Annotated in this window: 19 protein-coding genes and 1 tRNA gene; 10 read left to right on the forward strand and 10 right to left on the reverse strand. The window is 40.8% G+C overall.

The window, feature by feature from the left end; translation table 11 throughout:
- Positions 1–416: 416 nt before the first annotated feature.
- A complete protein-coding gene (locus ACYP5M_RS12875; protein ID WP_101223533.1) occupies positions 417–602 on the forward strand; it encodes a hypothetical protein in 186 nt (61 codons plus the stop codon).
- Positions 603–634: 32 nt separating this feature from the next.
- Here ACYP5M_RS12875 and ACYP5M_RS12880 read toward each other — a convergent pair whose 3' ends face one another.
- On the reverse strand, positions 635–1,534 hold the full coding sequence (locus tag ACYP5M_RS12880) for a DMT family transporter (protein ID WP_397315660.1): 900 nt from the start codon (positions 1,532–1,534) through the stop codon (positions 635–637).
- Positions 1,535–1,685: 151 nt separating this feature from the next.
- Between ACYP5M_RS12880 and ACYP5M_RS12885 the strand changes: the two genes are divergently transcribed.
- Together ACYP5M_RS12885 and ACYP5M_RS12890 are read left to right on the forward strand one after the other, a co-directional pair.
- On the forward strand, positions 1,686–2,393 hold the full coding sequence (locus ACYP5M_RS12885; protein ID WP_101223535.1) for an MgtC/SapB family protein: 708 nt from the start codon (positions 1,686–1,688) through the stop codon (positions 2,391–2,393).
- Positions 2,394–2,507: 114 nt separating this feature from the next.
- Positions 2,508–2,580 (forward strand) — tRNA-Ala (locus ACYP5M_RS12890).
- A gap of 285 nt (positions 2,581–2,865) precedes the next feature.
- On the opposite strand, the gene ACYP5M_RS12895 is transcribed toward ACYP5M_RS12890, so the two are convergent.
- From ACYP5M_RS12895 to ACYP5M_RS12905, 3 genes are all read right to left on the reverse strand, one after another.
- The gene (locus ACYP5M_RS12895) at positions 2,866–4,068 is read right to left on the reverse strand and encodes an aminotransferase-like domain-containing protein (RefSeq protein WP_434167985.1); all 1,203 of its coding nucleotides are present in this window, start codon (positions 4,066–4,068) and stop codon (positions 2,866–2,868) included.
- 307 nt (positions 4,069–4,375) lie between these two features.
- A complete protein-coding gene (locus ACYP5M_RS12900; RefSeq protein ID WP_434167986.1) occupies positions 4,376–4,747 on the reverse strand; it encodes an MmcQ/YjbR family DNA-binding protein in 372 nt (123 codons plus the stop codon).
- A gap of 24 nt (positions 4,748–4,771) precedes the next feature.
- A complete protein-coding gene (locus ACYP5M_RS12905) occupies positions 4,772–5,167 on the reverse strand; it encodes a VOC family protein (protein ID WP_101223538.1) in 396 nt (131 codons plus the stop codon).
- 276 nt (positions 5,168–5,443) lie between these two features.
- Here ACYP5M_RS12905 and ACYP5M_RS12910 point away from each other — a divergent pair, with 276 nt between their 5' ends.
- Positions 5,444–5,674, forward strand: coding sequence for a helix-turn-helix domain-containing protein (locus tag ACYP5M_RS12910; protein WP_101223539.1), 231 nt, complete (start codon positions 5,444–5,446; stop codon positions 5,672–5,674).
- Positions 5,675–5,714: 40 nt separating this feature from the next.
- On the opposite strand, the gene ACYP5M_RS12915 is transcribed toward ACYP5M_RS12910, so the two are convergent.
- Positions 5,715–5,873, reverse strand: a complete 159-nt coding sequence (locus tag ACYP5M_RS12915) for a hypothetical protein (RefSeq protein WP_434167987.1) — start codon at positions 5,871–5,873, stop codon at positions 5,715–5,717.
- 188 nt (positions 5,874–6,061) lie between these two features.
- Positions 6,062–7,294 (reverse strand): S-methyl-5-thioribose kinase, encoded by a 1,233-nt coding sequence (gene mtnK / locus ACYP5M_RS12920; protein ID WP_434167988.1) that lies wholly within the window; start codon positions 7,292–7,294, stop codon positions 6,062–6,064.
- A 979-nt stretch (positions 7,295–8,273) separates the two neighbouring features.
- On the opposite strand from mtnK, the gene ACYP5M_RS12925 reads away from it, so the two are divergent.
- Both ACYP5M_RS12925 and ACYP5M_RS12930 read left to right on the forward strand, forming a co-directional pair.
- Positions 8,274–8,912 (forward strand): methylthioribulose 1-phosphate dehydratase, encoded by a 639-nt coding sequence (locus ACYP5M_RS12925; RefSeq protein ID WP_397315661.1) that lies wholly within the window; start codon positions 8,274–8,276, stop codon positions 8,910–8,912.
- A gap of 25 nt (positions 8,913–8,937) precedes the next feature.
- Positions 8,938–9,474: a cupin domain-containing protein gene (locus ACYP5M_RS12930; RefSeq protein ID WP_101223542.1), complete on the forward strand. Its 537-nt coding sequence runs from the start codon at positions 8,938–8,940 to the stop codon at positions 9,472–9,474.
- Positions 9,475–9,736: 262 nt separating this feature from the next.
- On the opposite strand, the gene ACYP5M_RS12935 is transcribed toward ACYP5M_RS12930, so the two are convergent.
- Complete coding sequence (locus ACYP5M_RS12935) at positions 9,737–9,901, reverse strand: hypothetical protein (protein ID WP_230176254.1); 165 nt, start codon at positions 9,899–9,901, stop codon at positions 9,737–9,739.
- 410 nt (positions 9,902–10,311) lie between these two features.
- Between ACYP5M_RS12935 and ACYP5M_RS12940 the strand changes: the two genes are divergently transcribed.
- The 4 genes from ACYP5M_RS12940 to ACYP5M_RS12955 all read left to right on the forward strand — a co-directional run bounded on the left by ACYP5M_RS12940 (position 10,312) and on the right by ACYP5M_RS12955 (position 15,814).
- On the forward strand, positions 10,312–11,229 hold the full coding sequence (locus ACYP5M_RS12940; protein WP_137019574.1) for a proline dehydrogenase family protein: 918 nt from the start codon (positions 10,312–10,314) through the stop codon (positions 11,227–11,229).
- A 57-nt stretch (positions 11,230–11,286) separates the two neighbouring features.
- Positions 11,287–12,828: an L-glutamate gamma-semialdehyde dehydrogenase gene (pruA, locus tag ACYP5M_RS12945; protein WP_230176253.1), complete on the forward strand. Its 1,542-nt coding sequence runs from the start codon at positions 11,287–11,289 to the stop codon at positions 12,826–12,828.
- Positions 12,829–12,994: 166 nt separating this feature from the next.
- Positions 12,995–14,464: a sodium/proline symporter PutP gene (gene putP, locus ACYP5M_RS12950; RefSeq protein ID WP_342603298.1), complete on the forward strand. Its 1,470-nt coding sequence runs from the start codon at positions 12,995–12,997 to the stop codon at positions 14,462–14,464.
- Positions 14,465–14,593: 129 nt separating this feature from the next.
- Positions 14,594–15,814, forward strand: coding sequence for a PucR family transcriptional regulator (locus ACYP5M_RS12955; RefSeq protein ID WP_434167989.1), 1,221 nt, complete (start codon positions 14,594–14,596; stop codon positions 15,812–15,814).
- A gap of 336 nt (positions 15,815–16,150) precedes the next feature.
- On the opposite strand, the gene ACYP5M_RS12960 is transcribed toward ACYP5M_RS12955, so the two are convergent.
- From ACYP5M_RS12960 to ACYP5M_RS12970, 3 genes are all read right to left on the reverse strand, one after another.
- The gene (locus tag ACYP5M_RS12960; RefSeq protein WP_459735142.1) at positions 16,151–17,803 is read right to left on the reverse strand and encodes a glycerol-3-phosphate dehydrogenase/oxidase; all 1,653 of its coding nucleotides are present in this window, start codon (positions 17,801–17,803) and stop codon (positions 16,151–16,153) included.
- Between the two features lie 375 nt (positions 17,804–18,178).
- Entirely contained in the window at positions 18,179–19,669 is a 1,491-nt protein-coding gene (glpK, locus tag ACYP5M_RS12965; RefSeq protein WP_230176250.1) for a glycerol kinase GlpK, read from the reverse strand.
- 22 nt (positions 19,670–19,691) lie between these two features.
- Positions 19,692–20,516 carry an MIP/aquaporin family protein gene (locus tag ACYP5M_RS12970; RefSeq protein WP_230176249.1) on the reverse strand — a complete coding sequence of 275 codons (825 nt, stop codon included), beginning with the start codon at positions 20,514–20,516 and terminating at the stop codon, positions 19,692–19,694.
- Between the last annotated feature and the right edge of the window lie 173 nt (positions 20,517–20,689).

Raw genomic sequence — 20,689 nt, forward strand, 5'->3', positions numbered from 1 at the left:
TTGCTTTTTTGATAGTGTGTGCTCACTTAAAATTTAACGTTGGCGCTTTGTTTTGTTCAGTTTTCAAAGAGCAATTTGTTGTCGTTTCTCTTAGAAGCGACCTCTATAATGTAACACATTCCGTCACGTTTCGTCAACAACTTTTTTTAAAATGTTTTTCACAGCTTGTTAGCTGTTTAAGTTGCTGTCTTAGCGACAAGAAATAATATACCATGTACAAAAAATGTTTGCAATACGTTTTTTAAAACTTTTTCAAAAAAAAACGTTTTACCTATTTTCTTCTATATATCCTTTACACCAACACACCCTTATCCCTGCTTTCTGGACCAAGCTCAATGGTTTATGAATAAACGAAGCATATTTCCAAAGAAACACAAATAGTCATATATAGATATCTTTTTCCATGAGGTGAAGCAATGAATCTGCCATTAATCGGATTACTCATTTCCTACAGTATGACCCTTTACTTATTCAGTACCGCTTATTATGAAGCCATCAAGTTCAGCAGAGAAAAAGGCAAGGTGAATGGTACGACGTTTTTATTCAGTTTTACTTTCGCTTTGGTTTTCACACGGATCACCTATTTGTTTCACCCCTATTAAATAAAAGCAGTAAGTCGGGAGACTTACTGCTTTTATACGGAAACTTGCGCTTCTTCATGTACCTTGCTTTTCTTTTCATCTTTTAAGAACATCATCAAACCACCCAATATGATGGTGCCTCCCAGGACCTGAGTCCAGAGTATCGGTTCATCTAATATGAAGTAAGCCAGAATTGTAGCCCCCACCGGTTCAAGTAAGATTCCCATCGAAAGCGTCGAAGTGCTTAACCACTTTAGTGACCAATTGAATAAAGAATGACCTAATAAAGTCGGGAAAATCGCAAGCAAAACGAAATAAACCCAATCGGAAGCAGGGTAAGGCGCCAATGCCTCTCCCTTGAAGATCACATAGAAAAACAATGCAACAGCACTGATTGCATACACGACAAATGTATATGTTATAGAAGAGATACGTTTTCGAACATTTTGACCAAACAGTAAATAACCGGTTACCAGCGCACATGCGATAAGCGAAAGAATATCTCCCCAAAGCGCCATACCACTAATTCTCAAATCGCCCCAGCTAATGACGAGGCTACCTGCTATTGCAATGATGCCGCTCAATATCGCCTTCATTGAAAATCTTTCTTTAAAAAACAGGTAAGCTCCGGCAAAAGCGAATAAAGGCTGGAGGGTGACAAGCACAGTTGAACTCGCGACCGACGTGTAATTAAGCGATTCAAACCATAAAATAAAATGAAAAGCCAAAAACACTCCTGCCGCAATCGAATATAGCCAATCCTTTTTTTCAATGAATTTAAGTTCATGACGGTATTTCATCAAGAAAAACGGCAACATAAGTAAGACGGTAAATAATAAACGGTAAAAAGCGATAACACCCGATGGAGCGGTGGCCAATTTAACAAGGATGGCCGAAAACGATACGGATGCCACACCGATTGCCAACGCTACATAGGGATTCACTTTTGGCATTTGCACTCAAATTCCTCCTTTCAAATGGAATTACATTTCATTGAACTCTATTTTACTATGTTAAAATCATTAGGGTAGTTTTTTTTGAAAAACGGGTATATGGCAACAGACGATCTTATTCTTCGATAATAATTCGGAAGTGGTGAAAAAAATGGAATGGACATTCGACCCTCAATCGGAACTGCAAATCCTTATCAAATTGGGAATTTCAGCTCTACTTGGACTAATTATCGGACTCGAGCGAGAAATGAAGCGAAAACCCGTAGGATTAAAAACAAGCCTGGTCATTTCAATCGTGAGCTGTTTATTAACGATCGTTTCCATGGAATCCGCTTATAAGTTCCCAGGGAGCGATGACGTAAATATCACAATGGATCCCTTGCGTCTAGCTGCCCAAATCGTTTCTGGCGTAGGCTTTATCGGTGCTGGCGTCATTCTCCGGCGGGACAACAACAGCATATCCGGTTTAACGACAGCCGCCATCATCTGGGGAGCTGCAGGAATCGGAATCGCCGTTGGAGCTGGATTTTTCCTCGAGGCCATTGCAGGCGTCATCCTATTGATCATAAGTGTCGAATTGGTGCCCGCAATCGTCACCTGGCTAGGACCGATGAAGTTACGGCAAAAAGAAATCTTTCTGCAGCTGGTCGTACAAAATAAAGATGACATTGCCGTCGTATTGAAAAAAATCAAAGACGAAAAAATATTCATCAAAAACCTTAGAATCAAAGATGTCGCAAATGACAATCACCTTTTGACACTTAAAGTGCTGGTCGATCATAAAGTCAGAACATCGGAAGTGTATTACACTGTTTCCAACCTTAAGGAGATTGAAAGAGTAGAAATCGAAAATGCATAATTAAAAAACCGTTTGATTACCCTCAAACGGTTTTTTTATCATTTTTGCAAAAATCTCATATTTTATATTGACTTTTCGCTAAAATCCGATAAAATAGTTATTGTACCTCAACTCGGGGCATTAGCTCAGCTGGGAGAGCGCTACGCTGGCAGCGTAGAGGTCAGCGGTTCGATCCCGCTATGCTCCATATCCGAAAACCCTTGCGTAGCAAGGGTTTTTTTCTTTGGCTTAAAAAAATACTTCATTGTGACCATATGAATAATCACAATCTACATATACACATTTTAGGTTGTGTGCTTCAGCAGTGGGCTTTATCTACGGTGCTTAAACAATTTAAGATAAAATCATCGCGAAGGAGTTAAAGAATCCTCTCATTAACAAAGTGCCTACCTCCTTTAAGGAAGTAGGCTCATTCAAATCCATTTTCAAAAAAGCATCGAAATAACTTATAGATTAATCAACTAACATTCCTTCAGGACAATCTATTCAAAAAAGATGCGATAAGCTGTCCTAGTCTTCGAACTCCCTCGATTATTTCTTTCTCATTGGGATAACTGAACGAAAGCCGGAGAAACTCGGTTCCATCGTTTTGATCCAAGAAAAAGTATTTCCCTGGAACATATGAAATACCCTCAGCAAGAGCCTGTGATAACAAATGCGACGTATCCACACCTGGAATTCTCACCCATACAAAGTAACCACCATCTGGTACATACCATGAAACGGATTCTGGAAGAAATTGTTCCATCGAACGGATTAACGCATTACATTTAGAACGATACACATCTTTTAGTAGGTCGAGCCGTTTATCAAAATCGGCGTTTTCTAAGTATACAGCCATTGTACTTTGAGCAAATGGATGGTCTAAATCTTTTTTAAACCACTCTAAAACCTTAATGAATTCACTTTCTCCCGCTATCCATCCAATCCGCATTCCTGGCGCAACAACCTTGGATAAGGACCCAACGTGGAGGACCCGCCCGCGTTCATCAATGGATTTTATTGGCACCGGATTTTTATCGAAGGATAATTCTCCGTACGCATCATCCTCTAGAATGAGAAAATCAAACTCGATGGAAAGCTCCAATAAATGCTTTCGGCGCTCAATTGTCATAGTCGTGCCAGTTGGATTTTGAAAGCTTGGGATAGTATAAAGAAAACGCGGGAGGGTTAGACCTGTACGCTTCCTTTGATCCAGTATTTCTTTTAATCGGTATGTTTGGATCCCCTGTTCATCTATAGGTATACTGATAATATGCTTCGTATAGTTTTGAAAAATTTCTAAAGCCTCCATATAAGTGGGAGACTCTACCGCTACAACCGCTTTATCATCAAGGAGAATGCGGGCAATGAGATCAATCCCCTGGCAAGCTCCTGATGTAATCAAAAGCTGTTCTTCTAAAATCAAAATTCCACGCTCTGCCAATCTTTTCTGGATTTGCTGCTTCAGTTTTGCAATTCGTGGACTTCCAAGATAATGGAGCGGCAAATCCTGCTCCTCATCAAGAAGTTTTGCTACAGCTGCCTTGAGCTCCCCAGCAGGAACGAGTGCAGGATCAGGATAGCCTGAACTCAAGCGAATACAGCCATCCGGCAGATTTGGCATCCATGCACCGGGCGGATCATTCTTAAGTGCCGCTTTAATGTTTTCAGAAAAAAATGATTCAACATTCACTTCAACCATACACCTTTCCGTCAATGAAATCTTAATTGATACTCGTGATTTTTGAAGATAGCTCCCTTATTTTATATAAGCATAAATCTATTGTAGAAACACTCTAAATTAATTTTAAAATTTCTCTAATGAGATAAAATAATCACTCTTTGCAAATTCTGGAGTCCCTTTTACAAAAACTTTCTTGGTCACTCCAATGCAATCATAAATTATGTGTGTATGGATGAGGTCGTGATTTTTGTCATCAGTATCTGTAAAGCTGGTTAAAGAACGAAAAAATAAAGAAAGGCAGATCGTCCGCCTTTCTTCACTTTTTATGCAACTCATGGCATTTCTTAACCAATCGCTTCGGTGCCGCACGTAAATAGGCTTCTTGAATTAGATAGGTCAATTCATCCCAGTCTTCCCCATCCGGACTTTGAATAGAGACCCAACCGTGATGTCCTATATATGGAGTTTTGAAAAAATTCTCTTTCTGTAGCAATAATTCTTGAGTTTCTCTATCTGACTTGAACGACAAGCTGAATCCTTTCTCGCTTTCACCTGAAATCACGAAGGATTTCCCATTGATTTTAAAAGTGTTGTGACCGAATCCGTCAATATGTTCAACAGCTTCGGGCAGCGCAAGACAGATATTGCGTACATTTTCAAGCATGGCTGCCGTTTCTTGTGATTTCATGTTTTAATTCACCTATTATCAACTCTATTTTGCATTCACATCGGGTTGGTGAATTCCAAAAGTATTGCCTTCGGTATCAATATAGTATCCTTGCCATGCCATTCCGGGCAGGGCAAATTTGGGCAATGCGACCTTGCCGCCATTCTCAATAATTTTAGCTTCCGTTAAATCGTAATTTTCCACTCCCATGGTACAGGCAAATGCATTTAACGTTTGGTGTGTTTCCGGCGGAGCACTATGACGCTGCATCAAAGCACCATCGATCCCATGTTCATTCTCATTGCCAGTTACTGCTCCAAAGTAAGGCACTCCTGCATATTCACTCCAGTCTTGAAATGACCATCCGAATACCTCTCCATAAAACTTCTTTGCCCGTTCCATGTCATTCACATGAATTTCGAAATGAACTATTCTTCCCATGATTTCCTCCTAATTCACACAAGAATTAACCGTATCCTTAAATTATTCAGTCAGTGTTCGCTTACAATAACCCATTTATCATTATATTTTAAATGGAAATAAATTCAAAGAACATCATACATCCTATATAACTTTTTAGAAAGACAACAGGAACCACTTTTTAAATCTCGTTTGCTCCGACCAACCGTTTGTATACCAAATATTTGCGAAACTATGCGTATATTTTTGTGAAAGTTGGACGAGACTGCTAGTAAATAATTCTAGGAGGTTATCAAAATGTTTAGATTCGGGAAGAGTAAGCCGCGGAGCAAGGTCGGTAAATTAATAGATAAGCACGGATATACACAAGAGGAGTTTGTAAGTGCGTCCGGTATCTCACGCAATACGATAAGCAGAGTTTGCAGCGACCCTAAGTATGTGCCGTCAGCCGGAGTTTTAAAGAAAATCATGAAGGCGGTTCGAAGTATAGAGGCTGACGCAAAGGCAGATGATTATTTTGATTTATGAACGAATATAAAGCCCAAACATCAAGGGTCAGGGCTTTGTCTTATTCCCCGCTTATCTTGCGTACTGCTTTGGAAGGTACCCAGCCAACATCGCCAGTCTTCGTTAATTTAATCCGGGGCTGTGTACCCTCTCGTTCGATGAACGTGATAGGCATTACTTCGTCTGTTGTTATTGGCCTCTCATCGGAAAACATAATCAAAGATTTAAACACTTGAATTTCCATGCGAGTAAGCTTATTAAAAAAAATGATCTACTGTATCTACCAGTAAATCGCCATCCTAATTGTAAAAAACAACCTTCATTTTAATTTTTGTTTACACATATATTGACCTGCTTTATCAGGATAAAACATTGATCATTTTTCATTGAATGGATTGAATAAACTTATTAATCCTGATCCACCTCCCGATTTCTAACTTTTTTGATTAAGGATGTTAGGTCGCAAATTTTCCCGGCTGTTTCCCGTTCCAATACCAGCTGTTGCCCAATGGCGAGGGCTAATCTTTCTCCTTTTGCTCTTAATTTGGGATCATTTATACTTTCCAAATCAGGAACATGAGCTAAACCAACCACTCGACGCATCATTTCACACCCCGCGTATCCAAAAGAATCCTGAAGCAAACGCAGCAAATAATCATCTTCATATCCCTGTATGGACACGTAAGAACCGCTTGCTTTTTCCTTCCACAAAGTTCTAAATTCTTCTTCAAAGGTTGTCCAAATTTCCTCTACTGTATTTAATAAATACTCTTGGTATTCAATCCGTTCCTTTTGAATGAGAGTATGTCCTTCATGAGAGCAATAGTTGAGTAATAGATTAGCAATCACAGCTCCAACATCAAAACCCATCGGTCCATAAAAGGCGAACTCTGGATCAATCACTTTCGTGTCCTTTTCCGTGATCATAATGCTGCCTGTATGAAAATCTCCATGGATAAGTGCTTGAGTACGAGTGAGAAATCCTTCCTTTAACTTCATGATTTCAAGTTTAAGCCGGTCATGACTCCAAATTTCTTCTACGACTGCCTTAATTAGCGGGTTGAATTGATTCGTTTTTGCATCGTAATATGGATCAGTAAACACAAGATCTTCTGTAATTTTGCACATTTCAGGATTTATAAACTGAATTACTTTTTGCTTTTTACATTCAGGATCTAACGCTAAATCGGAAGTTAAAAACAGAGTTCTAGCTAGAAAAGCACCAATGTGTTTTGCAAAATAAGGATAACGATTACGGGCAATTAGGCCTTTACGCATTATGATATGTGTAGATAAATCCTCCATGACAGTTAACGCCAATACTTTATCATAATGATAAACTTTTGGAACTGAACCAGGACAAATTCCATTTTGCATCATCAATGCTTCACTCTCAATACGTGACCTGTCTAATGTTAATGGCCAAGACTCCCCAACTACGCGCGCATAAGGAAGTGCTTGTTTTATAATTACACTTTTTTCCGACGAATCTTGTTCCGCTATACGAAATACTAAATTTAGATTCCCATCCCCCATTTCCTTGCAAATTAGTTGAGCATTCTCCGAAAATAAACCCGGAATCTTTTTAATATATTGCATTGTTTCTAGCTCACTAAGTATATGATAATTTAAATTTGTCATTAATCCCCTCTCCCCTTTCTAAGAGCTCTTTTCCTGAGTAAATTCAACTAGGTGTGTGCAACAACACTAGTATAAGTAAGTTAAACAATTGTTTTTTTTGTATTTACTCACTAAAAGGGTTATGTCATCATATGTTGTTTTTAAGAGAGGGGTGATTAATATTCAAAATAACAATTTTATAATCAAAGCAACCAACCTAAAGAATCGCCTGCCAAATCAATTTTTCTCTATTATTCGGAAAAGTGTAAGGGCTTATTAATGCGGGGTATGTTGTTATTAATTTTGGACAAGGCATCCCTGACCTTCTCACAAGAAGGCGTTCAAGAGCTTGTGGATACTTACGAATTACGATAATGCCTTTTTGAAGAGCTAAAAAATTCAATCGGCATGCTCCAGCTCCTAAAGGATCCTACTTCGCCTGGCTGCCAATAAGAAATTTGCTGATACGATATTGAAAAAATGTAAAAGTTGCCCTGGGTCCGGGAATTGGATTTTGTAAGCATGGAGAGGCATATGGTCGAATAGTGTTTCTTGCCGAAGAGGAACGAATTCAGGAGGCAACAAGCGGAATTGATATTTCGTTCTCCCTATTTTATCGTTACCCTATCCCCAAATATGATATCTATTGCAATGCCAGTGATTTTAATGACAAACAAATCAAAATCATATGGCCCTTTTCTTGTGATTCAAACTGCAACAAAGACTGTGGAATTTGTAAACCTACTATATTTCGTTCGCTTTCAACTACCGATTATATGAAAGTTGTAATTGGAGATAGTATCACAGATTTGGCGATTGCCAAATTGGCTGGAACTTGTTATTGCACGAGATTTTCTTTTACAAAAATGCAAAGAGCAGTCTCTTCCTTGTAAAGAATTTGAATCATTTTTTGATGTGATTAAAATTTAAACCAAATTACCAATAAGTGTGGTGAAGACCCATAGCTAAAAAGGATTTTGAAAAAATCACCCTCGAATCAATCGAAAAGGCCTTTAAAACATTACAAACAATTAAAGGAAGCCTATCGGAAAGAGGGTGGTTTCCGGCAACCAGCGGGAACCTGTCCATTCGTGTAAAAAACTCTTCGTTAGAGCTTGATCAACCTATTATAGCAATAACATCTAGCGGGAAAGACAAATCGATTGATACTCCAGAAGATTTTATTTTAATTGATTCGCATGGGAATCTTGTGTTTCCTACCAACTTAAAACCTTCTGCCGAGACCTTGATTCATACTGCTATTTATCAATTAATCCCTAATTGTGAAGCTGTTTTCCATGTCCACACTATTTACAATAATCTCATTTCAGATCTTTATGGCGATCAAGGAAAAGTTACCTTCACAAAACATGAAATCATTAAAGCATTTGATATTTGGAAAGAAGATGCTTCCATAACAGTTCCAATTGTAGAAAACTATGCTTCCATTCCTAAATTAGCAGAAGAAATCGGCGGAGTTATCCAACCCGGGGTACCAGGTGTATTAATCCGCAACCATGGAATCTATGTATGGGGAGATAGTGAATTTACTGCTAAGCGTCATTTAGAGGCATTTGAATTTCTATTTGAATATCAAATTAAAATGTTTTTTCTGAAAAAATTCAACCAAACTTTTTAAAATTTTCAAAAAGGAGAATTTTACGATGGCAACAATTCGCATGCGTACTACCAATAAAAGATTAACAGAAGAACAAGAGGTTAAAAGATTTTTGGATGAACAAGGAGTCCTTTACGAACATTGGGATATGAAAAAATTACCCAAGCATCTTTGTGATGAATTTATACTTTCCGACGAGAAAAAAGAAGAAATTCTTAACGTCTTTGATGCGGAAATTAAATCCCTTGCAAATCGACGTGGCTATAAAGAATGGGATATTGTTGCATTATCCGATGCCACTCCTAATTTAGACGAGCTTCTAAAGAAATTTGAACAAGTACATGTTCATACCGAAGATGAAGTTCGTGCCATCACTGCAGGAAATGGCATCTTTACTATCAAGGGTGATTCTGGTTATTTCGACGTAGAATTATCTGCTGGAGATGTGATTTCTGTTCCCGTTAACATCCCCCACTTCTTTACTTTATTGGAAAACCGTCAAGTAGTGGCCGTTCGATTGTTTATTGATGCTTCCGGCTGGGTTGCCCACCATTATGATGATCCGGATTTCAAGTCGGAATAGAAACTGATCCATCGATTTAATCTAACCCATCTCTGGCAGCCTGAAGTCCAATTGTTTGCCCCCCCTATGCTCTATACGTGTAAACCCTATACTGCAAGGTTTTTTTCTTGTTCTTGAACACATGAAAATCCCCCACTTCCATTAGAAGCGGGGGATTTTCATCATTCTCGGATAATATGCTTTTAGCTTGCGGCTCTTTTGTCGCTTTTAGACAAACCCTGCAGGGATTGTTTAAAAGCGACAAATATGTATTGCGCTTGTGCTATTTTCGACTAACCATTTTCTTTATGAACTGAACCACAGGTGACACAATGGATTCATGTACATTCGTAAGGGCATAACCGATCAGCCCCATAATTATCAGGGCTATTATTAATCCTATTATCAATCCTGATGTTTCTCTAAGTTCTTCAAGTACAGCATCCATTCCTTATCCTCCCCGGCTTGCCGAAGCGACTTAATTTTACGGTTTTACATCCATTTTACTTCTGAAAGCTTCATTTATCGTTTTTTCTTCGAGCATTGACCGATTCTGTTAAATAAGGTTCATTATAACGCATTGGATGATTATGGTCGAGCTGCCACTTTTACACGCATTCATTGATGTCTTTCACATCATCGCTTCCTGATAAAGGCTTTATTTCTAGCGTTTCTATAAAGGTTTAAAAATAAACCTTCGTATCATTCGAACATTCAAGAAAAATTGTAAACCTTTTCATTTGTCCAAAACCGACAAACAAATGACAGAATTATTGTTTTTTAAGAACATTGAGAATATTGTCGAAAAACCGTAAGCTTAATTTATTGAAATACATCTTCTTAGGGGGTGCGCTTTATATGGAAGCCATTACAAGGGACTTTTTCTTATTTTTATCTAAAAATAATCTGCTTAATAATATTGCTAAAAAAAGCGGAGGAAATTTTGCTGCTGGAAAGATCATTGGAGGAACTGATTTCCAAAGTTCCATTAAATTCATTAAACAACTTAATAATAGCGGCTTGTCGGTTACAGTCGACCATCTTGGGGAATTCGTTGATTCCAAGGAAGTGACCCTGGAACGTACGGCAGAATGCATCGAAACCATCGAAATGATCAGCAGGGAAAAACTTGATTCACAGGTTTCTCTGAAGATGACTTCCTTGGGACTTGATATCGATCATAAACTCGTGATTGAGAATATGACGAAAATTCTTGATACAGCCGAAAAACATAAAGTCATGGTCACGATCGATATGGAAGATGAAGTTCGCTGTCAGGCGACAATCGATATATTCAGGCAGTTCAAGGAAAAATACAGCTGCATAAGTACTGTTCTGCAAGCATATTTATTCCGCACAGAGAAAGATTTGGAGGACCTTGCCCAATATAAGCCATTCCTGCGTCTCGTAAAGGGTGCCTACAAGGAATCTCCCGAGGTTGCTTTTCCCGAAAAGGATGATGTAGATGAAAACTATAAAAAGTTGATCAAGCAAAGTCTTCTTAACGGTAATTATACGGCCATCGCCTCACATGATGACAAAATCATCGAGTATACAAAAGAGTTGGCTAAGAGGCACAACATTCCAAATACACAATTCGAATTCCAAATGCTTTATGGCATGAGAAACAAAACTCAATATGAATTGGTCAAGCAAGGTTACAAAATGCGCGTCTATGTACCATATGGTCTGGATTGGTATGGATACTTCATGAGAAGGCTTGCAGAAAGGCCATCCAATATTGCCTTTGCCTTCAAAGGGATGGTCAGAAGCTAAATATACATTCAACATTATTAATTGCTACAAAAAATCTATTAAAAGGTGTGATTATCAATGATTTCATATAAACACGAACCATTTGTCGATTTTACAAACGAGGAAAACAAAAAAGCTTATCAGGAAGCACTTCAAACCGTTGAGGGCTACTTAGGGCAAGACTACCCTCTTTATATCGGGGCAGAGAAAGTGACGACTGATGAGAAAATCGTTTCATATAACCCTGCAGATAAGCAAGAGGTCATCGGCCGAGTATCGAAAGCGAATAGGGATCTTGCTGAAAAAGCCATGCAGGAAGCTGTTACCGCTTTTGAAAGCTGGAAAAAAGTGAAACCTGAAATCCGCGCTGACGTTTTGTTCAAAGCGGCTGCCATCATTCGCAGACGCAAGCATGAATTCTCTGCGTTATTGACAAAAGAAGCGGGAAAACCTTGGAATGAGGCTGATGCGGATACAGCGGAAGCAATCGATTTCCTAGAATTCTATGCCCGTCAAATGCTGACTCTTAAAGATGGTGTGCCTGTTCAAAGCCGTCCGGGAGAATTTAACCGCTATGATTATATTCCATTAGGGGTAGGCATCATCATTTCTCCTTGGAACTTCCCATTCGCTATCATGGCAGGTACAGCTGTTGCCGCTATCGTCACTGGTAACACAATCCTGTTGAAACCAGCTTCGACTACTCCTATCGTTGCAGCTAAATTCGTTGAAGTGATGCTTGAAGCAGGCCTTCCGGCAGGTGTGTTGAATTTCGTTCCAGGAAGCGGAGCCGAAGTGGGCGACTACCTGGTTGATCATCCAAAAACACGTTTCATTTCCTTTACAGGTTCACGTGATGTAGGTCTGCGTATTTACAAACGTGCTTCAGAAGTGAACGAAGGCCAAATTTGGCTGAAGCGTGTCATTGCTGAAATGGGCGGAAAAGATACTATCGTTGTCGACAAAGAGGCAGATCTTGAATTGGCCGCTCAATCGATCGTGAAATCTGCATTTGGCTTCTCTGGACAAAAATGTTCTGCTTGTTCACGTGCTGTCATCGTAGAAGATGTATACGATCAAGTATTAGATCGCGCTGTTGAATTAACAAAACAACTTACAGTTGGTAATCCTGTAGAAAACCATTTCATGGGTCCAGTTATCGATCAAGCTGCTTTTGACAAAATCATGAGCTATATTGAAATCGGGAACCAAGAAGGACGCATTCTGACTGGAGGAGAAGGAGATAGCTCTACAGGCTACTTCGTTCAACCGACAATCGTTGCTGATGTCGATCCGCAAGCCCGCTTGATGCAAGAAGAAATCTTCGGACCAGTCGTTGCCTTCACAAAAGCGAAGGACTTTAACGAAGCTCTTGAGATTGCCAATAACACTGAATATGGTTTGACTGGGGCTGTCATTACGACAAATCGCCTTAACATGGAAAAAGCACGCGAAGAGTTCCATGTCGGGAACTTGTATTTCAACCGCGGCTGTACTGGTGCAATCGTAGGTTATCAGCCATTCGGCGGGTTCAACATGTCAGGAACTGATTCCAAGGCTGGCGGACCGGACTACTTGCAGCTTCATATGCAAGCAAAAACAACATCCGAAACATTCTGATAATGTTCCATTGAGCTATTTGAAGATGATTTGAAACCCCTATGGTTTTCGTATCTTTCATTCTTGATACGGAAACCAAAATGAAGTTAAATGGAGGAAGTGACAAATAGGTTGCTTCCTCTTTTAAAACAAAAAATTATATATTTCATCACGAAGGGAGTCTTTTATGGATTACGCATTAATAATTTCGATCAGCATTTACATGGCTGGCATGCTTCTCATCGGTTACTTCGCTTACAAAAGGACTTCCAATTTAAATGATTATATGCTGGGCGACCGGGGTCTTGGACCTGCCGTCACTGCATTAAGCGCCGGTGCCGCTGATATGAGCGGTTGGCTTTTAATGGGTATGCCTGGTGCCATGTTCGCAACAGGACTAAGTTCAATCTGGATTGTAATCGGTCTCACATTAGGAGCCTATATGAACTGGCTGTATGTTGCACCTAGATTGAGAACCTATACGGAAGTCGCCAATAACTCGATTACGATCCCCGCTTTCCTGGAAAATCGTTTTGGCGAGGGCTCACAGATCTTAAGGCTCATTTCGGCTTTAGTTATCCTCGTATTCTTTACCTTTTACGTTTCTTCCGGAATGGTATCCGGCGGAGTCTTATTCCAAAGTACATTCGGCCTTGATTACCATACAGGTCTATGGATCTTAACAGGCGTCACCGTTGCCTATACTTTATTCGGTGGATTCCTGGCAGTAAGCTGGACAGACTTTGTTCAAGGGATCATCATGGTTGTCGCCTTGGTTCTTGTACCGATCGTCACCCTTTTCCATGTTGGCGGTTTCGGTCCTTCCATAGATACGCCACGTTCCATTGATCCAGCTCTATTGAATATTTTCACGGGGACAAGCTTTTTAGGCATCATCTCATTATTTGCTTGGGGACTGGGTTACTTCGGACAGCCGCATATCATTGTCCGCTTTATGGCGATCAGTTCTATTAAAGAAATCAAGAAAGCCCGTACTATCGGAATGGGCTGGATGATTTTCTCCAGTATCGGTGCCATGCTGACTGGATTCATCGGTATCACGTATTTCCATCAGAACAACCTGAAGTTAGCTGATCCTGAAACGATTTTCATAGAGTTAGGGGAAATACTATTCCACCCTCTTATCACTGGTTTCTTGATTTCAGCGATACTGGCAGCTATCATGAGCACGATTTCTTCGCAGCTTTTGGTTACGGCCAGCTCTTTAACGGAGGATATGTACAAAACTTTCTTCCGTCGTTCCGCTTCAGATAAAGAGCTTGTTTTCCTGGGCAGGCTTTCCGTACTGACCATATCCGTCATAGCGCTCATTCTCTCTTGGGAACAGAATGACACGATCCTTGGACTTGTCGGGTATGCATGGGCTGGATTCGGATCTTCATTCGGTCCATTGGTCATACTGAGCCTCTGCTGGAAGCGAATGACAAGATGGGGCGCTTTAGCCGGGATGATCGTTGGTGCCGCTACTGTAATTTTCTGGTCGATGGCAGGATTATCCGATATGATGTATGAAATGATTCCTGGTTTTGGAGCAAGCTTGATTGCCATCATCGTGGTCAGTCTTCTAACAGCGAAACCATCAAAAGAAGTAGAAGAGAAATTCGAAGAATTTGAAAAAACTTTAAAACAAAAATAAAACCCCTAAAAGGAACGGTATTTTTCATATACCGTTCCTTCTTTTTTCTTCCCCCTATACACATCATCCGTTTAAAAGTATTATTAAACTAAGTTGTCATATACTTCAAAAAATAACAGGGGGCCATATATGTCATTAGAAAAAATTCTGACTATCACAAACATCAACGATATAACGGATATGGTCAGCACTTATTTAAAAAAACCAGTCGTCATCGAAAATGACCAATTTTTATTGCTGGCATATAGTTCATATTATATCGAACACTTCGACCAAGCCAATCGGCAAACCATCTTCACAAAGCATTGGCCGATTCCAATTCTGGAAAAATTCATGGATGAGGGCATTGTCGAACAGCTTAAAACCGTGGAGCATCCATTTAGGGTGAAACAAATGGAGGAAATCGGTTTAAATCAAAGAGTCGTTGTAAGCGCCGTTCACAAAGGACAGGTCTTCGGATTCATTTGGGTCCAAGAAACGGAAATGATGACTGAATCCGATTTAGAATTTTTACATGAAGTTTCCCATCATATCGGCAAGCTCCTTTATCAGAAAAAACAGATAAACATGAAAAAAGATGAAGAAAAAAATGAATTTTATCAAAAGGTCATAGACGAAGTCTATCAAACGGAAAATCAAATAAAATGGGAAGCCGCCAATATGAGTCTTCTCATTCCGGAAACTTTCCTTGTCAATGTCTTTACAATCGCTCAATCCGATGCGGAACATTTCGATGAATTAGCTGATACTGTAAGTCTATTCGCCAATGCATTAAATCATTTTACCCATGTATTCACAAACCAATTGAAGATCATCGTTTTGATTGGCAGCAACGGAAAAGGGAAAGACCTGCTTACCGATAGCGCCAATGATTTAACCAACACCGTTCTTTCCCAATTTAATGACAAAAAGGTCTTCCCGGGAATCGGAAATGAGTATTCTTCGATTCTTCAATTAAGAAAATCCTATCTCGAAGCCCTGGAAGTTATCAACGCAGCCAAGTTCATCGGTGAACCTGAACAGCTTCCCTTCCAATATAGCAAGCTTGGGATTTTCCGTTACCTCGAAATGATCTCCAACCATCATACTAAAACGAATTATATCAATACGGATTTAGAGCTTCTTCAAAAGAAGGACCAGGAAAGCCAGACCAAACTCCTTCAAACACTGGAAATATATCTGTTGAACAATTGCCGGATCAAACCGACAGCTGAACAGCTATATATTCATACCAACACATTGAAATATAGATTGAATCAAATAACCGATCTCACCTCCATCGATTTTGATGACTTTCATTCGAGAATGCAGCTATACATCGATTTACAGCTTATAAAGCAGAGATCTTAAAGAGCATCGCCAATTTTTGGGTCCGGGAGATTAAATAAGCTAAGGAGAGAAGAAACGCGGCTAGGTCTGCCGTATTCTTCTCTCCTTATACATGTTTCACCTATCGTCTTTCTAAAGGGTTAGTACGATTTTTCTGGACTCACCTTATACGGAAACTTTAGGCGGCCCAGTACGAACGAAATCCATGATTTCCTCTTTTGATAGTTTGCTAAGACCCAGAGTTTCAATGGTTCTTCCACTATTCGGTGTGCCGCCAAGATGATGAGAGAAAGAAGAAAAGGGCTAATGAAAAAAACGCCAGCGATTCCGCCGGCGTCATGTTTTTTTGCATATTGGTCAAGATACTTTAATCGCACCCAATATTTCCTGTTCCAATTGATTGGTTCTTTCCATTTTTGTTGATTCCGTCCATCCAAAATATCCAGCCATATAATCGATCACTGCATGTTTATGCGTTTGGACTAAATCTATATCGAATAATAGCGTCCCCGTCCTGCGGAAGAAGAAATCCACTGGAGTTGCGGCCATTTCATGATCTAGTGCGTATTTCAGCTGTACGAACAATTTCTTTGGAAGGCCACTGCTTACTCCTCCGTCTCCTTCGCTTTTTGCGATATCGAATAACACAGATGCGTTGGACCCGTACATGGCCAATATATTTTCGGAGTCCTTAACATCTAGTCCTGAGTCAACTCCCATTTGAATATGTTGCTTGATATAATCGGAGAAGTTGCTTGATCCCCCGACATCCCCTCCGGAAATCGGCATGCCTTTAGTGCTGCTGGCTGGGTAAGTTTTATTGTATTGCTGGGCAAGCTTCCCTGCCAAAAGGTCAACCGTCGTTTTGGCCATTTTGCGATAACCGGTCAATTTCCCTCCCGCAATCGTGATAAGGCCAGAATCGGACTCCCATATTTCATCTTTCCTTGATATCTCAGAAGGATCTTTTCCTTCTTCAAGAATCAACGGCCTTACCCCAGCCCAGCTAGATTCGATATCATCATCCGTAATGTTCACTTCCGGAAACATATAATGTATGGACTTTAATAGATAGGCACGGTCTTCGGAAGTAACAGTCGGCACAGCAGGATCACCATCATAAAAAGTGTCCGTAGTTCCTACATAAGCTTTACCGGCTCTCGGGATGGCAAAAATCATCCGGCCATCAGGCGTATCAAAATAAAGCGCCTGCTTCAACGGGAACTTCGATTGGTCGATGACCACATGAACACCCTTGGATAACTTCAGCGTTTTCCCTTGTTTCGATTGGTCCTTCTCACGAATGGAATCCACCCACGGTCCCGCTGCATTAATGACTTTGTCTGCGTATATTTCATAAGCATCACCTGAAAGTAAATCGGCAACTTGGACGCCGTTCACCTTACCATTTTCATATAACAATTTTTCTACTTTTGTATAATTTATCGGTGTTGCTCCTTTATCGACAGCCGCCTTCATGACTTCAATCGTAAGACGTGCATCATCTGTCCGATATTCAACATAGTAGCCTCCGCCCTTCAGTCCCGCTTTCTTGACGAGTGGCTCCCTTTTTAGTGTTTCATCCGCAGAAAGCATTTTCCTGCGTTCAGCTTTTTTAACCCCAGCAAGGAAATCATATACCCGAAGTCCAATGGAGGTACTGAATTTCCCGAAGGTGCCACCTTTGTGCATCGGTAACAGCATCCATTCCGGTGTGGTCACATGCGGTCCATTTTCATAAACGATTTCTCGCTCTTTACCAACCTCGGCAACCATTTTTATTTCAAATTGCTTCAAATACCGCAATCCGCCATGAACAAGTTTTGTCGAGCGGCTTGAAGTACCTGCTGCAAAGTCCTGCATTTCAACCAAAGCCACTTTCATTCCACGGGTCGCTGCATCCAGGGCAATCCCTGCACCGGTAATTCCCCCACCAATGACAACCACATCATATTTCTCTTTTTTCAAAAGTTCGATCGTTTCTTTCCGATATACATTTGAAAACCTCATCCCTGACTCCTCCTTTAAGCATTGCATTCTATTGTTTTTTGTATGAATTCTGCGTTTACTGGTGAATTCGTGCGGTTTACTCGTGAATTCTGCACTTTTACTCGTGAGTACTGCACTTATACTCGTGAATTCACACTGTTTACTCGTGAATTCGTAAATTTTGGTACTTATATTCAATTGGTTCATTTGTTCGCATAGTTTATATAGATATTAATATCCCTAATCTGCCATTAAAAACAAAAAAAGAGACCATAAATGCACATTATCGAATTAACGATAACGCATTCATGGTCTCTCCTGTTCTCCGGCCGAGTTATTAACTTGATTTCATTATAGCATACTCCAGCTCATTTGAGAAAGAATACATCTTGTTTTTTATTTAAACGCCATAGCGGCATGTACAGCTTTTTTCCAGCCTTCATATAATTTTTCACTATCTTGCTCTTCCATGGATGGTTTAAAGGTTTTATCTACCGCCCATTGCCGGGAGATTTCTTCTTGATCCTTCCAATACCCGACAGCAAGGCCAGCTAAGTATGCAGCACCTAATGCTGTAGTTTCGTTTATGGTAGGCCTCTCGACGGGCACACGTAATAAGTCGCTTTGGAATTGCATCAAGAAGTCATTCTTGACTGCCCCGCCATCCACTCTTAATGTCTGCAGCTCGATTCCTGAATCCGCCTCCATTGCATCAAGGACATCCTTCGTTTGATACGCAAGTGATTCAAGTGTGGCACGAATGAAATGCTCTTTGGATGTGCCGCGCGTCAAACCAAAAACGGCTCCCCGCACTTCGCTGTCCCAATATGGAGTTCCAAGTCCTACAAAAGCCGGTACCACATATACTCCATCCGTACTTTCCACCCGTTTTGCATAGGCTTCGCTGTCCTTGGCATCATGCAGCATCCGCAGTCCATCGCGCAGCCATTGGATGGCGGAGCCAGCTACGAATATACTGCCTTCCAGTGCATATTCGACCTTCCCATTCAATCCCCAAGCAAGGGTCGTCAATAGTCCGTGTTCGGAGCTGACGGCCTTGGCTCCTGTATTCATGAGCATGAAACAGCCTGTTCCATACGTATTTTTAGCCATTCCTTCATTAAAGCAGGCTTGGCCGAATAATGCTGCCTGCTGGTCACCGGCTGCCCCTGCAATCGGAATCGATTGGCCGAAGAAATGATATTCGATCGTACGTGCATACTCCTCAGAGGAAGGCCTCACTTCCGGCAGCATCGACTTTGGAACAGTCAATATCTCGAGCAGTTCTTCATCCCATTTCAGTTCATGGATATTGTACATCAATGTCCGGGATGCATTGGAATAGTCCGTTACATGAGCCTTGCCTCCTGATAGCTTCCAGATCAGCCAAGTATCGATGGTACCGAATAACAGCTTTCCTTCATCCGCCTTTTGTCGTGCCCCTTCTACATTATCGAGGATCCATTTCACTTTCGTTCCGGAAAAATAGGCATCTATCAACAATCCCGTTTTATCCCGGAATAGATCATTAAGTCCCTTTTCCTTCAAATCATCACAGATTTCACTTGTTTGCCTGGACTGCCATACAATCGCATTATAAACAGGGGTACCTGTTTCCTTATCCCAAACGACTGCCGTTTCACGCTGATTAGTGATCCCGATACCGGCAATTTGCTCTGGCTTTACACCCGATTCAGATAGTACACCGGCAATCACCGCCAAGATCGATCCCCAAATCTCATTGGCGTTATGCTCGACCCAGCCTGGTTTAGGGAAATGCTGCGTGAATTCCTTTTGGGAGGAATGGACGATTTCCCCCTTTTCGTTAAATAAAATCGCCCGCGAACTAGTTGTTCCCTGATCTAATGATAAAATGTATTTTTCCATTGTGTATGCCCCTCCTTTTAATTTAACTGGCGATATTTCTGCTTTCCAATTCATGTGACTGTTTTTTACCAAAAGCATAGGCTAATATCAATAGTACCAGGCTTGCACCCAAAACAGACCAAAATCCTGCTGTTATTTCCCCCATAAAGAATGCTTTATAACAAACGGCACCAAGTGAACCCCCAACTATCGGTCCAATGACCGGAATCCATGAATAGCCCCAATTGGAATTGCCTTTACCGGGTATCGGCAGCAAAAAGTGAGCGATGCGCGGCCCCAGATCGCGGGCCGGGTTAATGGCGTATCCTGTCGTTCCGCCAAGAGACATCCCAATCACGACAATCAATAACCCGACTGCAAATGGGTTTAGGCCCTCTGTAAAATCATTGGCACCTATAAATAATAATCCAAGAACAAGGATGAAAGTTCCAATCATCTCACTTAATAGATTTGAAAATGTGTGCGGGATCGCAGGTGAAGTCGCGAACACACCAAGCTTCGCTCCTGGATCATCCGTAGCTTTCCAGTGTGGCAAATAGTGCAGGAATACTAGAGTCGCGCCCAGGATTGCGCCAATCATTTGGGCAACGATGTAACCGGGCACATCACTCCAAGGAAATTCTCCAATAATGGCAAAACCTACTGTGACAGCCGGGTTTAAATGCGCCCCGCTTATGGACCCTACTGCAAAAACCCCCATGGTAACGGCCAACCCCCACGCAATCGTGATAACGATCCATCCGGCATCCTTTGCATAGGAACCCTTTAAGGATGAACCAGCCCCAATACCTGCTCCGAATACAACTAATATCATCGTGCCTAACACTTCTCCCCAAAATGGAGTCATGATAAAACCCCTCCCCTGTTAAATTATTAAACCTTGCCAACAAATAAAAGGAGATCCACAGCAGAACTATCTTCATAAATAAATTATGAATAGATCTGTTGTGAATCTCCTAGTCTCCGTCACATATATTAACTTGTACTGTAAAATATACTAGGTTATGAAAACGCTGTCAA

Source organism: Peribacillus sp. N1 (assembly GCF_054600815.1).

Bases quoted from the DNA above. Each gene is read 5' to 3' on its own strand.
- ACYP5M_RS12875 (WP_101223533.1), top strand. From the start codon at position 417: ATGAATCTGCCATTAATCGGATTACTCATTTCCTACAGTATGACCCTT.
- ACYP5M_RS12880 (WP_397315660.1), bottom strand. From the start codon at position 1,534: ATGCCAAAAGTGAATCCCTATGTAGCGTTGGCAATCGGTGTGGCATCC.
- ACYP5M_RS12885 (WP_101223535.1), top strand. From the start codon at position 1,686: ATGGAATGGACATTCGACCCTCAATCGGAACTGCAAATCCTTATCAAA.
- ACYP5M_RS12900 (WP_434167986.1), bottom strand. From the start codon at position 4,747: ATGAAATCACAAGAAACGGCAGCCATGCTTGAAAATGTACGCAATATC.
- ACYP5M_RS12905 (WP_101223538.1), bottom strand. From the start codon at position 5,167: ATGGGAAGAATAGTTCATTTCGAAATTCATGTGAATGACATGGAACGG.
- ACYP5M_RS12910 (WP_101223539.1), top strand. From the start codon at position 5,444: ATGTTTAGATTCGGGAAGAGTAAGCCGCGGAGCAAGGTCGGTAAATTA.
- mtnK (WP_434167988.1), bottom strand. From the start codon at position 7,294: ATGACAAATTTAAATTATCATATACTTAGTGAGCTAGAAACAATGCAA.
- ACYP5M_RS12930 (WP_101223542.1), top strand. From the start codon at position 8,938: ATGGCAACAATTCGCATGCGTACTACCAATAAAAGATTAACAGAAGAA.
- ACYP5M_RS12935 (WP_230176254.1), bottom strand. From the start codon at position 9,901: ATGGATGCTGTACTTGAAGAACTTAGAGAAACATCAGGATTGATAATA.
- ACYP5M_RS12940 (WP_137019574.1), top strand. From the start codon at position 10,312: ATGGAAGCCATTACAAGGGACTTTTTCTTATTTTTATCTAAAAATAAT.
- pruA (WP_230176253.1), top strand. From the start codon at position 11,287: ATGATTTCATATAAACACGAACCATTTGTCGATTTTACAAACGAGGAA.
- putP (WP_342603298.1), top strand. From the start codon at position 12,995: ATGGATTACGCATTAATAATTTCGATCAGCATTTACATGGCTGGCATG.
- ACYP5M_RS12955 (WP_434167989.1), top strand. From the start codon at position 14,594: ATGTCATTAGAAAAAATTCTGACTATCACAAACATCAACGATATAACG.
- ACYP5M_RS12960 (WP_459735142.1), bottom strand. From the start codon at position 17,803: ATGAGGTTTTCAAATGTATATCGGAAAGAAACGATCGAACTTTTGAAA.
- glpK (WP_230176250.1), bottom strand. From the start codon at position 19,669: ATGGAAAAATACATTTTATCATTAGATCAGGGAACAACTAGTTCGCGG.
- ACYP5M_RS12970 (WP_230176249.1), bottom strand. From the start codon at position 20,516: ATGACTCCATTTTGGGGAGAAGTGTTAGGCACGATGATATTAGTTGTA.